A 15,205-nucleotide genomic window follows, 5' to 3' on the forward strand; every position below is an offset into this window, starting at 1 on the left:
TTCCCTATCTTTAATGCTCTTCATTGGCAATAATCAGACCCTTTTGCTCTCCTGTCGTCCAAAATATATCAACTCATAGCAATAGACTAACCTATCGTCAAACGAGAGCGGCACGATAAATAGTTTCAAGGTGATCCACCGCTACGCCTGGAGAGTACCGATCTTCAACAAATTTTCTAATGTCTTCGGGTTTGTAAGCTGAAAAGTTCTCAAGCATCCTTTTAATTCCCTTTTGCAAGGACTGAAAGTTGACTTCACAAGCCTCTCCTACCCTTTCATCAAGTTGATCCGTTACTCCTCCACAACGAGTATATACGAGCGGCTTTCCACAAGACATGGCTTCAATCGCCACGATGCCAAAAGATTCATGTCTGCTTGGCAGAACGAAAAAATCACAACTCTTCATTTCTACTGCCACCTGATCCTGGGACAATCCACCGATCAGCTCAACCCTCCCTTCCAGCTTCAATTTTCTAATCTGTCCTTTCAGAAAACTTTTATCACTACCATCTCCACCAATCCTCAATTTCCACTTTTGATCACTCAAAGCAGCCATCGCCTCAAGCAGAAGGTCAACCCCCTTTTGCCCTTCTAATCGTCCAAGAGCGAACAACCTGGGGACGGGTTGCGGGTCATTTGAATTAGGAGAAAATCTATCCATATCAATGAAGTTCACCATTGGGGTGGTGGCAATACCAAATTGCTGTAGCTCCTCACTCAGGTTTTCACCGACAGACAATACAGCGGCAGCATTTTGCAGAGGTGGCAGCAACCATTTTTCATAATCTCCCTTGTAAGAAGGCAATGGGAAAGGGCTCATTTGCTCGGTTAACACATAAGGAATACCTAGTTCCTCTGACAGCTTCATTGCTACAAATCCACCAGGGTGAGAAATATGAGCATGAATAATATCAGGCTTTCCAAAGACTTCGGTAAACCTTTGCAGGTTTTTTCGATTGGCTTCAATGATACCCTCAATATTTCCATTTTTGATTTTCCGTGTCCAGGTATAGGCCGGGAAGAACAATTCCGAGCAATTGGGTTCCAATAAGATGTCCTTAGGCTTGTTGGGTCTTTTCGCAAAGAGTTTCAACAAAACTTCCAGCGGTTTGGATTTTATAAGCCAGAATCTGGGGTCATTGGCCCCCCATGTACTAATGCCAATATTCCATTCTGGCCTTTCCTTTGCCAGCAACAATGCTTGCTGCTTAAGGAAAATGCCAGTGGATGGAAAAGATGGACTTGGGTACCAGGACGGAATGACAAAAACATTCATAGAAATCAGATCAACAAGCTTGGTCGGATAGGCGAATTAAATGGGTTTTAACTAAACACACAATTCATATGATGAACACTAACTTTAGGTCAAATTAAAAAGAACTGCTGCATGAGTGATCCATTGGTTTCGGTTATCTGTCTCTCCCATAACCACAAACCTTTTGTCCAGGAGGCCATTAATTCGGTATTCAATCAAAGTTATCAAAACATTGAGCTGATTGTTGTGGATGATGCGAGTTCTGATGGCACGCAGGCAGAGATAGCAAAATCAATTGCGGGTAAAAAGGTTAAGTTTTTAGCCCTTGATAAAAATTTAGGAAACTGCCGGGCATTCAATCTCGGGTTCGCACAAAGCACCGGGGATTTTATTATCGATTTGGCGGCAGATGATGTTCTACTACCACAAAGGATTGAGGTTGGCGTTGCGGACTTTCTCCATTACGCAGAAGGTTCCGGAGTTCATTTCAGTGATGCTTTTCTGATTGATGCCGGTGGGCAGATAACTGGCACTCATTATAACCGAGATGCCGAAGGTAGAATTAATGAACATGTACCTGATGGTGACGTCTATAAAATGCTGATAAAAAAGTATTTCATTTGTCCTCCAACCATGATGGTAAAACGACAGGTACTGAAATCCTTGAATGGATATGACGAAAACCTCCATTATGAAGATTTTGATTTCTGGATCAGGTCATCGCGCAACTACAAATACATTTTCAATCACGCCCCTTTGGTAAAAAAACGAATTCTGAAATCAGGCCTGGGCAACGAGCAGACTAAATGGAGAAACAAACATGGGGAGACAACGCTACGCGTATGCAATAAAATTCTGGAGTTAAACAGAACACCTGAGGAGTTCCAGGCTTTGCGTACACGTGGCTTTTACGAAATCCGAAACGCCATCAGGCATTTTAATTTTCATCTCGTTCCTAAATATTTGAAATTGATCTCAGAGTCGCGAAAATCTCAGCGACGGTTATCCTCTCCTTCCAGCATTGATAAATAGCTCAGGTACCGTTCTCCTGAGATATTACCGTTCTCCACCTCCGCCAATACGGCACAACCTGGCTCGTTAACATGAATACAATTATGAAAGCGACATTCTCCCAAATGATTTCGCATTTCGGGAAAATAATGCGCTAGCTCCTCGGCTTCTATTTCCGCCAGTCCCAATTCCTTGATCCCGGGTGTATCAATAATGGCCGAATCCTCATCAAAAAAGAACATCTCCGCAAAGGTGGTGGTGTGAACACCCTTATTCGCAAAGTCTGAGATCTCAGACACTTTTTGCTCCACATTTGGAAGCAGTAGGTTGATCATGGTGGATTTTCCGGTCCCGGAATGACCTGAAACCAGACTAACCCTACCCCGTAACAATTTCATTAAATCTTCCGAAAGGCCATCCTCGGTAAAGGAAGTTAAAACACATTGATAGCCAATCTTATCATATCGATACATGGCATATAGCACCTCCTCTATTTCATCCTGATTGAGTAGATCTCTTTTATTAAAAATAATGACTCCCGGAATCCTGAAGGCCTCCAATGTAACCAGAAACCGATCGATAAAACCGAAGGAGGTTTTCGGTCTTTTAAGGGTCACAATTAAAACTGCCTGATCAACATTCGCAGCGATGAGATGATCATGATTCTTTTTTCGAGGTGATTTCCTAATGATGTAATTCTCGCGAGGCAGGATCTCCTCAATGACCCACTCGTTCTGACCACCTTCATTTTTCACCAAAGTAACCTTATCCCCAACTGCAATGGGATTGGTGATCTTCTTATCCTCAAGTTTAAAGCGTCCCCTCAATCGGGCATCAAGTATTCCTTCATCGGTTTTTACCGTGTACCATGAACCTGTCGACTTGATGATCAATCCTTGCATATTTCGGAAGCAAAGCTATGAAACCACAAACAAAAAAAGCCGTCAAGACAAACTTGACGGCCCTTAAAGAAAAATATTTCTATCTCTTAGTGAGAAGACAAGTAAGAGGCAACACCATCTCTGGTAGCTTGCATCGCATCTTTTCCTTCTTCCCAGTTGGCAGGACATACTTCACCGTGCTCTTGAACATGGTGCCATGCATCTACGATTCTGATCATTTCATCAATATTTCTACCAAGAGGCAGGTCATTGATAGTTTCGTGTCTTACCACACCTTCTTTGTCGATGAAGAAAGTCCCTCTGTAAGCTACAGGAGCACCTTCAAAAGTAAGCGAGCCTTCTTCGTCGTAGCTCCAATCACCTGCAAGTACTCCGTAGTTTGTTGCTACTGTTTTTGCAGGATCAGCTACTAGCGGATAAGTAACACCTTCAATACCACCATTTGCTTTAGGCGTAGTCAACCACGCAAGGTGAGTTTCTTCAGTATCACAAGAAGCTCCTACAACCTGCACGCCTCTTTTCTCAAACTCAGCTAGTTTTTCCTGAAAAGCAAGGATTTCAGTAGGGCAAACGAACGTAAAGTCCTTAGGGTAAAAGAAGAACATCACTTCTTTCTTACCCACGTACTGCTCCAATGAAAAGCTATTAACAATCTCCTCTCCGTCTAATACTGCAGGAGTATTGAATAATGGTGCTTGTTTTCCAACTAATGACATAATTTGTTTTTAGATTTTATGAATTAAACAATAGTTACTTTTTTGTCTGGATCAGCCTTCTCTCCGTTGATTTGAAGCTTTACTTCCGTAATCTTAAAGTTGCTGATCTTCTTTTTGTCAAAATACCCCTTTATCAAATCATTCAATTCCTCATCATAATAGTCCTGGATTTCTTCAGTATTCACCGCATAGATATGACTGTGCGAATCGGTTCGGGCGTCATAACGCTTCAATCCATTTCTGGAAGCAACAGGCCTAGCCAGCCCCACTTCAACGAGTTTTTCTAAAATGCGATAAACGCTTCCCAACGAAACACTTGGATTATTCGGCTGCAAGGCGGTATGCACCTGTTCTGCTGTAGGATGCTCTTCATTGGTGAGCAGCTCATGCAAAACAGCTATCCGCGGATGTGTTGCCTTTAAACCAGCCGTTGCTATTAGTTCCTTTGTATTTTGATAGGTATTAGAATTCAATTCTAAATAGGAATAATTCTTATTTACTGCAAAAGTATATACCGAAATTTCAAAACCAAAACATTTCCTAAGAATACCCCAATGTGGGTATATCTCAATCTAATAATTGAGAAATAACATTATTAAAATGGATAAAATCAGGAAATGTATATTTTTGTTAAAGTGCAAGTTTCTGCATTACAGTCTGGCTGATGAAATCAACAATCTCCAGATCACCAATTACCATTTCAAAATGAAAACAATTAGAAAATGAGAATTTTAACTACCGTCTTATCGTTATGCATTCTCCTTGGCCTGATGAGCTGCGGGGAAGAGGGTGTTGGCTTTAACATTGGGAAAGAAATCCCTGTTGAATTTCCCGTCCAACTTTCAGGGATCAATGACCCCAAATTACCCTTTGTGAATGTTAATCCTCCTGCATACACAGTTTCTGATACCTATAATCTCTCAGAGGTAACCGGGGATGCTGCCGAATCTGTGGTTCTGAAAAAAATCAGCTACGAGGTTTCTAACGTTGATGCTGGCGAAGCTTATCAAATGGATGAAGTGTCTGTTACCATCAGAGATCAAACTACGGCATCAGACATTGGTACATTCTTTATTTTTCTAAATGAACCATTGGCTAATAAGTCATATACTCAAATTGACTCAACAGCTATTTCCTATACTGCCTTGGAGCAGGCACTTCTAGAAGAGCATACACTGGAGGTAAGCTCTACATTTGACTTCCAGGAACTTGGAGGAAGCGTAGACTTCGATTTTACCTTCTATTTTGATGTAATAGCCAAAGTAAGAGACTAATCTCCAACCACCTAAATTCTGAAGAAATGAAAAAACTATTTATAGCCATACTCATCAGTGCCATCGCAGGCACCACAGCAAATGCCCAGTTGGAAATTGACAACTTACTTGAAGGGGGTATTGAAAATGCAAACGTACTTGTAGGAGGATACCTGGATCCGGCTTTTGCTGGTCTGGGGTATGCACTTAACGCCGGATGGTACAATACGGCAAGACCACATAAATTATTGGGAATTGATTTCACTTTCGGCGTTAACATGGCCATGGTCCCAAATAGTGCCAAATTTTTCAAAGTAGCCGAAACAGCTACCATGACTATTGGCAATCCGGAAAATCCGAATTCTCCACTCTATGGTAACAATAAGGTTCCGACTATGTTTGGCCCTAATCTTAGCGCAGATGATATTCCCTATCTGGAGTTTAACCAGGGAACGCCGGAGATCAGCGATGACGTCCGAATTACGGCTCCAACAGGGATGGGAATTGATGAGGAGCTACCGTTCCTTGCTGTTCCGGCACCATTCGCTCAAGTGGGTATTGGTCTGATCAAAAATACTGAAATCAAGATGAGATTGCCGATTAAGGTAAATACTGGTGATGCCTCATTTAGCATGTTTGGTTTAGGAGTGATGCATGATGTGAAACAATGGATTCCAGGTATTAAAAACCTTCCATTCGATCTATCAGGGTTCTTTGGGTTTAACAAATTAGCCGCTTCAGTTGTCGTTGACGAGGACCTGGGGCAGGAAGCTAATTTTGAAGTGGGTGGCACTACACTTCAGGGAGTAATTTCTAAAAAGTTGGCAGTTCTTACTGTCTACAGTGGTCTGGGTTTCACTACCTCCAAAACCACTTTCAAATTGAAGGGAGACTATTCCAACGTACTTCCCGCAGGTGAGTCATCCATTGATCCTATTAATCTTACCAGCAACAATGGTGGTGCTAAATTCAATGTTGGTGCTAGACTGAAGCTCTTGATTTTGACGCTTCATGCAGAGTACTCATTTCAACAATACAATACCTTCACAGCTGGTGTTGGTCTGAGCATTAGATAAAATATTTTACGCAATATATTTAGAAGCCCCTTATTGGGGCTTTTTTTTGTGGTTGTTAATTCCAAATCTGCTTGAATAAGAAAATACTTGGTTTGATCCTGTTATTCCTTGCTGTTAGCTCGTCCTGGGCTCAGACGGATACAATCTATATTCGAAAGGATCAAATACTTATTCTTGAAGATAGCATCATCGCCCCCTCAAGCGACACCATCTTTGTTTGCCATCCCCATACCAGGTTTAAACTACGCAGAAACCCCTACGCAACCTCAGAAGAGTTTTACAGCAAGATCAAAGAGAAGGCCAGCGGAAATAAAGTCGCCCACAAACTGAGCAAGCTCTTTTTAACAGAGCCGGATAAGCCTACTCAGGATCTGGCCGAAACAGGAAAGTCAAGCCATGAGGTCTTTGCCCCGTATGAAGGTAAATTTATCCGAAGTATCGAATTCAAACATGTGGATGTACTCGAGGGCAGCGTGCTGGATACAGGCAGAACAGCATCCTCAAATATTGCCATCATTGCAAATAAGTACCATTCACATTCACGCGATTGGGTAGTGAAAAGTAATCTAAGCTTTACTGAAGGTGAGCCAATTGACCCATATACCCTCTCTGATAATGAAAGACTTATCAGAAGACTGCTCTATATCGAAGACGCGAAAATATATATCACAGAAATCGCAGATTCAGAGTTGGTAGATGTGATTATCGTAATCAAAGATCGGTTTGCCTGGGGTTTCAGAGGCCGATACAGCACTGACAACCAGCTTGAGTTGGAAGCTTATAATCGGTCAGTAGGTGGATTAGGAAGATATGCTTCTTTGAGTTACTACCATCATAATAATTATGCGCCTCACAACGGATACAACTTTCAAATCGGAGGACAGAACTCACTAAAGGCGATCACCAGTTGGAGTATCAATAGATCCGACTATTGGGATCGGAAAGACTTTGGTATTCAGGCTCAAAAGAACTTTGTCACTCCCAGAGTCCGGTATGGTGGCGGTTTCGAATATCGAATGATTAGTGACACTACCATCTCTCTCGATGGAGATGTAGAAGAGGGTGATTTCTATAGGATGGACTTTCGTGATATCTGGTTCGGAAGAGCCTTCCAACTCAAAACCGGTGGAGAAAGAAAGAATATTACCCTTTCAGCAAGAATTCGCGACAATCATTTTTACAATCAACCTCAGGTCACGTCCGACTCCAATGAAATCTACTACAATCGAACGCTTGTTTTAGGTCAAATAGCTTACACCAAGCAGAAATTCATTAAATCATCCTATGTTGTGGGGTTTGGTATCTCTGAGGATATACCCATTGGATATCGCGCCTCCTTCCTATACGGTAAGGATTTCAACCAATTTTATACCCAGAACTACTTCGGTGTTGACTATTACTTTTCAAGATTTTTCAATCATCTGGGATACTTTCTGGTTAGTCAGCAATTTGGTGGTTTTGCAGAGGACGCCTTCAAAACGGGAGTAATCGGATGCAAAGTCTCCTACTTTTCACCGCTCTGGGGATGGTCAGGCTATAAAAACAGGAATTACTTTAACCTTGGCTATACCAATGGAATCCGGCAACCCATGGCTCGCAGTCTGAATCTGGGAAGTAGAATACGAGACATCAATGGAGATGGTATTTATGGTGAAAATGCCTTTTACATGAAGCTGGAATCCTCTTGGTACACGCCATGGTACTTCTATGGCTTTAGGTTTGCCCCGTTTTTATATACCAGCTACAGCAAAATCAAGGATAACCGAACCGTCACCTCCATAGTTGAAAACTATTTTCAATCCGTCGGACTTGGTATTAGAATGAAAAATGAAAGTTTGGTATTTAACACCTTTGAAATAAGAGCAACCAGATTCTGGTCTCAAAATGCGAATATTGATAATTTCTTAATTAACATATCGGTTTCAACACCGATCACTTTTGAAAATATCTTTAGCTACAAGCCTCGCCTTATTCCGTACGAATAGGGGCAAAAAAGAAAAGTCCCGATTGATCGGGACTCTTCAAATTGTCAAACAGGTGTATGAATTAATTTGTGTTATGCATAGGTGTATACGAGCTAGAAAAAAAAGGTAACCCCCTAATTGAAAAAAAATGATAAAAATTTTATTCGTTTGTCTCGGAAACATTTGTAGGTCCCCTTTGGCAGAAGCAATATGCAATGCTAAAATCAAAGAGTACGGGCTGGAATCTTCACTTCTGACCGATTCTGCAGGCACATCAACCTACCATATTGGAGAGGATCCGGACCCCAGAAGTATTGAGGTTGCGCGGGCTCATCATACCCCTATTTCTCATAAAGGAAGGCAGGTAAGCTCATCTGATAAGCATGAATTTCAATACATTATGGCTATGGACCGGTCAAACTTCCAGAATATTGTAAGCATGCTTGGAGAACAGCCGGAGGGGTTATATCTCATGCGTGATTTCGATCCTGAGTCAAGGGGTGCGGAAGTGCCTGACCCGTACTATGGTGGGCAACAGGGTTTTGAAGATGTATACCAAATGCTTGACCGGTCTTGTGAAGAACTAATTGATTTTATTCGGGAAAAACACAACATTTAATGTTCGGCTCGTCAAACATTGATTTTTTTGAAAATGCTTTGGAGCAAACATTCGGAAGAGTGGTTAAGGTTAATCGCTCACAGGCCCTTAGTGGTGGGGATATCAATCTGGCCGCTAAACTGGAGACAACAGAAGGCACCTTCTGTATAAAATGGCAGGACAATAGTTTTGAAGAAATGTTTGCCAAAGAATCCTCAGGATTGGCACTACTTAAAAATACAAAGACCATAGGTGTTCCTGAAGTCTTCGGTTATGGCCGTACAAATGGCAAAGATTACCTGATCCTGGAGTTTATTGAAAGGTCAGCACCCATTTCGAAATATTGGGAAGATTTTGGCCACTCACTGGCGGCCCTGCATCGGGTTTCTGATTCGACATTCGGACTGAACCATGATAACTATATCGGGAGCCTACCGCAGTACAACGATCAGGATATAAATTGGACGGAATTCTTCATCAAAAATCGTCTGACTCCTCAGGTTCAAATGGGGGTGAGTAATGGAGCTATTTCCCATACAACCGAAGAGCTATTCGAAACGCTTTACTCTAAACTTCAGGATCTGCTACCTGATGAGCCTCCATCTCTCATCCATGGTGATCTCTGGAGTGGCAACTTCATGACGGGTCCGGATGGTAAAGCCTGGATATATGACCCCGCCACTTACTTTGCACATCGAGAAATGGATCTTGCATTTACCCGGTTATTTGGAGGATTTGATCGTAAATTTTATGAAGCATATCATGCAGCCTTCCCTCTGCTTTCCGGGTGGGTAGATCGAATGGATTTATATCAGTTGTACCCATTACTGGTCCATGTGAACCTTTTCGGTGGCGGTTACATCCATAGTGTCAATAGTATCCTACGACGATTCGTTTAGTCGATAGACTACCTGATAGTTCATTCGGGTTTGCTCTTCTATGATCTTTTCAGCGTTGTCAGGAATCACTGAGAATGAATACTGATCGTAATTCTTAATCGTAAGCAGCCAAAGCCCTTCGTTATAAAGTACATGAAAAATTGGCGAAAGGGCATCAATTAACTGCGCTTCTTTCCTTTCATCCTGATCCATACATACTGTGAAAGTCAATGCTGAATTGTGCATCAGGTTTGCCTTAATGTGAAGCTTACTCAGCGTGGCCAAAATCTGGCTCATTTTAAGCTCATCCATAAAACTATTGTCTTTTACCCTAATGGTAAAAAGCATCTGACTCTGCTTAAAAACAAAGCAAGGGATGGTCGCAACTTTCTTATCTTCTGAAATCTCGGTGCCATCTGTTTCGGGATTCAGAAACGACCGGACATATAGTGGAATCCCCTTTTGAGCTAAAGGATAAATGGTCTTGGGATGTATCACCTTTGCACCATAATATGTCATCTCTATTACTTCCTGGTAGGAGATATGATCAAACTTCAGGGCATTGGGCAATACCTTAGGGTCAGCTGTTAAAAGGCCGGGCACATCCTTCCATACTGTTAAACTTGTAGCATCCAGGCTATGCGCGAAAATAGCCGCTGAAAAATCTGAGCCTTCACGACCTAAAGTGGTAGTTCGTCCGGATGGCTCACTCCCGATAAACCCTTGAGTGACAACTACCGATGATTTGTTCAAGGATTTTGTAAAACGCTCCTTTATCAAGGTCGTGGTTATATCCCAATCTACTTCGGCCTCTGAAAATCTGGTATCCGTTTTTATCAAATCCCGGGCATCCAACCAGACTGCTCCCAGGCATGCTGCAATGATTATTGTTGAAAATAGCTCCCCATAAGAAATGATCCTATCAGAAAATTCCAATTCGTTGGTGGGTGGAGCTTTGATATCATTGAAAAAATCTTGCTTAGTCTCAATAAATTTTTTCGGAATCTCTCCTAAAAGACCTCGACAAGTTTCTTCATGCCTATTTAGCAACTCCAACACTTGATCATCAATGGGTTCACCGCTAAGTATCTGATCTGCAATCGTTTGCAATTCATTAGTGGTTTTACCCATTGCCGAGACCACTATAACGAGCTGAGATTGGGCTTGCGATTCAACGATTTCCCTCATGTTTTGGATGCTTTCAGCATCCTTTACAGAGGCTCCTCCGAACTTGAAAACTTCCATACAGAGGCTAAATAACCAATATTTCTTCTAATTTTACTGCCATTACACAACTAAATCACATGAACAACCCGAGTAACTTAGGTCTACCCATTGGAACTACATTGGATAGATTCATCAAAAAAAAACAGGATGAATTCGAATATGCAACCGGTGAATTATCCCAACTTCTTAGGGACATAGGTCTTGCAGGAAAAATCATCAATAGAGAAGTCAACAAATCGGGGTTACTCGATATCGGTGGGGCCTACGGATCAAAAAATGTTCAGGGTGAGGATCAGCAGAAACTGGATGTGATTGCCAATATACGGTTTACACGCGCATTGCATAATGGCGGGCAAGTTTGCGCAATCGTTAGCGAAGAAGATGAAGAGGTCATCAAGCTGAATACTAATGGAAAATATGTGGTGTGCATGGACCCCTTGGACGGTTCGTCAAACATTGACGTAAATGTGTCCATTGGAACCATTTTCTCCGTTTACAGGCGCCTCTCCCCTTTGGGGGCTGAAGTTACACAGGAAGACTTGCTTCAGCCCGGCACGGAGCAGGTAGCAGCCGGTTATATTCTCTATGGATCATCCACTATGCTTGTGTATACTACCGGCCATGGTGTAAACGGCTTCACACTTGAGCCATCACTAGGTGAATTCGTGCTTTCTCATGCCAACATGACTTACCCTACGGATGGAAAAATCTACTCCATCAACGAGGGGAGTTGGAATGAATTTGACCAGGAATTAAGAGATTACATCACATGGTGCAAGGACAATAATCTCACAGCACGGTATATAGGGTCCCTTGTAGCGGACTTTCACCGCAATATGCTCAAGGGCGGTATCTACATCTACCCATCCACAACAAAAGTACCTGAAGGTAAACTGAGATTGTTATATGAGTGTAACTCTCTGGCATTCATTGCAGAGCAGGCAGGAGGAGTTGCAACAGATGGACAACAAAGGGTTTTGGAGATTCAGCCAAAAGCATTCCATCAGCGGTCGCCATTGTATATTGGTTCAAAAAATATGGTGAAAAAAGCCTCGGAATTTGTGGCTAAGGAATCGAAAGAAATGTCATAAAAAAAGCCCCACAATCTAGATCTAGAGAGCAGGGCCAATTCACCGCTATCACAAATATAGATAAGTCCTTTTAAATTACAATATCTCTAAAAATTAATTTGAGAATCCCGAATTCAGAAAGGTTAGCTAGAGTACCTTATTCGGGTAATGGCCTTTTCCCTGAATCTGGTTATTATGGCCTCTGTCAGGTCATAAGAAATAAGCTCTGGATCGCTATGCGTTAATATTTCCTTGACCTTGATCTCGGGCACATCTATTCTGTACAGGATATTCAAAAGCCCGGAAAAATCACGGTTCAACAATTGTTTCACCTCAGCGTGAACCAGATCAAACAGTTTCTTGAAATCTTTGATTTGTGCAGTTTCAGATACATTTAGCTCAAAATGACCTTGAATGAGCTGCACACTTGAGACCAAAAGTCGCTCTTCATTCATTTCCAGTGAATTAAATTAAGAATCGCCAGGATCACTCAGGGACTCTCATTTGTTTCGCCCACTTCGTAGACGTATGTATAATCGAGAAAGATTGAGCTTAAAGCTGACGTGATGTTAGGCCTTGGACTTTTTCTCATCCTCTTTCTTCCCTTCAAAAATCTCTGGGCAGGTTTGAGCCAGCAAGTTGTACCAGGTCACCAATTTCTTGATATCAGAAACATAGACACGATCCTCATCGTATTCCGGAAGGATGAATTTGAGGAATGATTTGAGCTCATCAGGAGCAGAACTTGATGACAAATCAGTATCACCATTGAATTCCGCATGAATTTTCCCCATTACCTCTTTCAAAGGACGAGCACCTTCTTCATCGGTGGTATAAATTGAAATATCAGAAAGGATGGATACCTTCCCTTGTCCGGAAACAACCATCTTTTTTTTGGCTTCGTCCAGCGTCTCAAGAATTACGCCTGACCTGGTAGGTGATACCAATCTAAACAATCCTCCCTTTCCAGAGATTGAAGCTATTTCACTAAAATCCATATGTTTTTCGTTTACGGGGCAAATGTAATTCGACTCAGTGCAACATGCCTGATGTCATTGGTTTTTTATATCCAAATTGACCGACCGAATGAAATTGATTACCTCATCTTTCCCTGCCCCTGTGACCGTTGAGGTAGCAAAACTAACTGGAAGTTCCTCCCACTGAGTTTTCAATGCCCGCTTGAATTTCGCTATCCCGGATTGGATTTTATTGTGTCCCTCTTTGTCCGTTTTAGTGAAAATCAGACCGATCGGCACCCCGATCTCCCCCAAATATTGAATAAACTCCAGGTCATTCTTTTGCGGATCAATCCGAGAATCAATCAATACAAAAACACAAGCCAAATTTTCCCTGGTTTCGAAATAATCCCTGATCATGGATTTCCATTTGGACTGCTCTGTTTTACTCACCTTTGCCCAACCATATCCCGGCAAATCCACCAAAAACCAATCATCATCAATCAAAAAATGGTTGATCAACTTCGTTTTCCCGGGTTTAGAGGAAACTTTGGCTAGCTTGCCACGATTGGTAAGCAGATTGATGAGGGAGGACTTGCCCACATTGGACCTCCCAATAAAAGCATACTCAGGCCTATCGGGCTCAGGACACTCTTTTACTTTACTACTACTCTTTACAAAAACAGCTGATTTTATTGGTTTCATATACCTGTAATGATTGAGTGCTACTTACACATTGATAATCAAACACTCACGCTCTGATCAATAATTTCTAACAATCATCAAAAACGCGGGGTTAAACACTTAATATTGCACTCGATTATGACTGTATTACCGTACAAAGATAAGGAGGGCTCGAAGAAAGAGCAGGTTGCGACGATGTTTGATAACATCAGCAGTAATTATGATTTTCTGAACCATTTTTTGAGTTTAGGCATTGATATCGCATGGAGGAAGAAAGCCATCAAATTGCTTAAAAGCGATGAGCCTAAACAGATACTGGACATTGCCACCGGAACAGGTGATTTTGCAATTGAGGCACTGGCCTTGAATCCTGATAAAGTTACAGGGGTAGATATCTCTGAAGGAATGCTGGAAGTAGGCCGGGAAAAAATGAAGAAAAGAAGGCTTGATCATAAGATTGAGCTCCTGAAAGGTGACTCCGAAAGCTTACTGTTTCCCGACAATAATTTTGATGCGGTGATCGTTGCCTTTGGTGTAAGAAACTTTGAAAATCTGAAGAAAGGATTGGCCGATATGCACAGGGTATTAAAGCCCGGAGGAAGAGTGGTGATACTGGAATTTTCCAAGCCGCGAATTTTTCCTTTTAAGCAGCTTTACCAGTTTTATTTTAATTGGGTGCTCCCTAAAATTGGAAAGGTAATATCCAAAGACAATTCAGCATATACTTACCTTCCGGAATCGGTACAGAGCTTTCCTGATGGAGATGATTTTCTTGGTGTATTGAATGAAATAGGATTTAAAAACACTATATGCAAGCCACAAACCCTTGGCATAAGTTCTATCTATACAGGTATCAAGCAATAGGATTGATCCTTATTCTGCTCACAACAGCACCTGCTGTGGGACAAAATTATAATAGGGAAAATCTGATGGACTATGATAACGAGTGGATCCATTATGGCTTCTCAATGGGTGTTCATAGTTCTAAATACAGAATTCAGTATGCGGATCGATATGCAACGGAACTGGATTCGCTTCATTCTGTAGTTCCGAATAATACCGGTGGCTGGCGCGTAGGATTTGTCGTCAATATGAGGCTCATAGATAAATATCTTGATGTCAGACTATTGCCGACTATTGGCTTTTACCAAAACTCGCTCACCTATCGCTATAGTTTCGATGGAACGCAGCATACGGAAGTAAAAGACGCAACTACAGTCGAGCTTCCGACGCTAATTAAGTTTAAGTCTTCCAGACAAGGAAATATTGCCATTTACGCCGTAGCAGGAGGTAACCCCGCACTTGAAGTCGCGGGCAGAGGGGATAATTTTGATAATTCAAATAATATCAAACTCAGGAACTTCAATGTTTCACTTGATGCCGGTGTAGGATTCGACCTTTACTTTCCACTCTTCAAATTCTCCCCTGAAATCCGATACACCTGGGGACTAAGGAACATGCTTCCGGGAGAAAAAGGTCCCTATGAGGAACCGTTCAAAAGATTGACCTTTGAAAATGTAGCGTTCTACATCACCTTTGAAGGAGGTCCCAGTTACCTCCGAAATGCCCGTAAGGCAAACAGAAAAAAACGTTAGGTCAAGACCTTCATTAGATC

Annotated in this window: 17 protein-coding genes; 9 read left to right on the forward strand and 8 right to left on the reverse strand. The window is 41.9% G+C overall.

Features of this window, described 5'->3' with window-relative positions; all coding sequences use genetic code 11:
• Positions 1–97: 97 nt before the first annotated feature.
• Positions 98–1,276, reverse strand: a complete 1,179-nt coding sequence (locus NXR94_RS06055; RefSeq protein WP_258103696.1) for a glycosyltransferase — start codon at positions 1,274–1,276, stop codon at positions 98–100.
• Positions 1,277–1,387: 111 nt separating this feature from the next.
• On the opposite strand from NXR94_RS06055, the gene NXR94_RS06060 reads away from it, so the two are divergent.
• The gene (locus NXR94_RS06060) at positions 1,388–2,287 is read left to right on the forward strand and encodes a glycosyltransferase (RefSeq protein ID WP_258103697.1); all 900 of its coding nucleotides are present in this window, start codon (positions 1,388–1,390) and stop codon (positions 2,285–2,287) included.
• Here the strand turns inward: NXR94_RS06060 and rsgA are convergent.
• From rsgA to NXR94_RS06075, 3 genes are all read right to left on the reverse strand, one after another.
• Complete coding sequence (gene rsgA, locus NXR94_RS06065) at positions 2,248–3,168, reverse strand: ribosome small subunit-dependent GTPase A (RefSeq protein ID WP_258103698.1); 921 nt, start codon at positions 3,166–3,168, stop codon at positions 2,248–2,250. The two genes, NXR94_RS06060 and rsgA, sit on opposite strands and share 40 nt — an antisense overlap.
• A gap of 86 nt (positions 3,169–3,254) precedes the next feature.
• The gene (locus tag NXR94_RS06070) at positions 3,255–3,884 is read right to left on the reverse strand and encodes a peroxiredoxin (RefSeq protein ID WP_258103699.1); all 630 of its coding nucleotides are present in this window, start codon (positions 3,882–3,884) and stop codon (positions 3,255–3,257) included.
• 23 nt (positions 3,885–3,907) lie between these two features.
• A complete protein-coding gene (locus tag NXR94_RS06075) occupies positions 3,908–4,357 on the reverse strand; it encodes a Fur family transcriptional regulator (protein ID WP_258103700.1) in 450 nt (149 codons plus the stop codon).
• A gap of 249 nt (positions 4,358–4,606) precedes the next feature.
• Here NXR94_RS06075 and NXR94_RS06080 point away from each other — a divergent pair, with 249 nt between their 5' ends.
• The 5 genes from NXR94_RS06080 (at position 4,607) to NXR94_RS06100 (ending at position 9,674) form a co-directional block, all read left to right on the forward strand.
• Positions 4,607–5,158, forward strand: coding sequence for a hypothetical protein (locus NXR94_RS06080; protein ID WP_258103701.1), 552 nt, complete (start codon positions 4,607–4,609; stop codon positions 5,156–5,158).
• 26 nt (positions 5,159–5,184) lie between these two features.
• Positions 5,185–6,213, forward strand: coding sequence for a DUF6588 family protein (locus tag NXR94_RS06085; RefSeq protein WP_258103702.1), 1,029 nt, complete (start codon positions 5,185–5,187; stop codon positions 6,211–6,213).
• A gap of 71 nt (positions 6,214–6,284) precedes the next feature.
• Complete coding sequence (locus NXR94_RS06090) at positions 6,285–8,198, forward strand: hypothetical protein (RefSeq protein ID WP_258103703.1); 1,914 nt, start codon at positions 6,285–6,287, stop codon at positions 8,196–8,198.
• Positions 8,199–8,325: 127 nt separating this feature from the next.
• The gene (locus NXR94_RS06095) at positions 8,326–8,796 is read left to right on the forward strand and encodes a low molecular weight protein-tyrosine-phosphatase (protein ID WP_258103704.1); all 471 of its coding nucleotides are present in this window, start codon (positions 8,326–8,328) and stop codon (positions 8,794–8,796) included.
• The gene (locus NXR94_RS06100; protein ID WP_258103705.1) at positions 8,796–9,674 is read left to right on the forward strand and encodes a fructosamine kinase family protein; all 879 of its coding nucleotides are present in this window, start codon (positions 8,796–8,798) and stop codon (positions 9,672–9,674) included. The genes NXR94_RS06095 and NXR94_RS06100 overlap by 1 nt, the downstream gene beginning before the upstream one ends.
• Here the strand turns inward: NXR94_RS06100 and NXR94_RS06105 are convergent.
• A complete protein-coding gene (locus tag NXR94_RS06105; RefSeq protein ID WP_258103706.1) occupies positions 9,657–10,898 on the reverse strand; it encodes an aspartate kinase in 1,242 nt (413 codons plus the stop codon). The genes NXR94_RS06100 and NXR94_RS06105 overlap by 18 nt on opposite strands.
• Before the next feature lie 59 nt (positions 10,899–10,957).
• Between NXR94_RS06105 and fbp the strand changes: the two genes are divergently transcribed.
• A complete protein-coding gene (gene fbp, locus NXR94_RS06110; RefSeq protein WP_258103707.1) occupies positions 10,958–11,971 on the forward strand; it encodes a class 1 fructose-bisphosphatase in 1,014 nt (337 codons plus the stop codon).
• Between the two features lie 122 nt (positions 11,972–12,093).
• Here the strand turns inward: fbp and NXR94_RS06115 are convergent, their stop codons facing one another.
• The 3 genes from NXR94_RS06115 to yihA form a co-directional block, all read right to left on the reverse strand.
• The gene (locus NXR94_RS06115; protein WP_258103708.1) at positions 12,094–12,405 is read right to left on the reverse strand and encodes a hypothetical protein; all 312 of its coding nucleotides are present in this window, start codon (positions 12,403–12,405) and stop codon (positions 12,094–12,096) included.
• Between the two features lie 114 nt (positions 12,406–12,519).
• Entirely contained in the window at positions 12,520–12,948 is a 429-nt protein-coding gene (locus NXR94_RS06120) for a DUF5606 domain-containing protein (RefSeq protein ID WP_258103709.1), read from the reverse strand.
• 54 nt (positions 12,949–13,002) lie between these two features.
• Entirely contained in the window at positions 13,003–13,611 is a 609-nt protein-coding gene (gene yihA, locus NXR94_RS06125; protein WP_258103710.1) for a ribosome biogenesis GTP-binding protein YihA/YsxC, read from the reverse strand.
• Between the two features lie 117 nt (positions 13,612–13,728).
• On the opposite strand from yihA, the gene ubiE reads away from it, so the two are divergent.
• Both ubiE and NXR94_RS06135 read left to right on the forward strand, forming a co-directional pair.
• Positions 13,729–14,454, forward strand: a complete 726-nt coding sequence (gene ubiE / locus NXR94_RS06130; RefSeq protein WP_258103711.1) for a bifunctional demethylmenaquinone methyltransferase/2-methoxy-6-polyprenyl-1,4-benzoquinol methylase UbiE — start codon at positions 13,729–13,731, stop codon at positions 14,452–14,454.
• A complete protein-coding gene (locus tag NXR94_RS06135) occupies positions 14,400–15,185 on the forward strand; it encodes a PorT family protein (protein WP_258103712.1) in 786 nt (261 codons plus the stop codon). Before ubiE ends, NXR94_RS06135 begins: the two co-directional genes overlap by 55 nt.
• Positions 15,186–15,205 lie beyond the last annotated feature (20 nt).

Origin of the sequence: Marinoscillum sp. MHG1-6 (assembly GCF_024714475.1) — a bacterium.
In the GTDB taxonomy this organism is placed as follows: domain Bacteria; phylum Bacteroidota; class Bacteroidia; order Cytophagales; family Cyclobacteriaceae; genus JAMZMI01.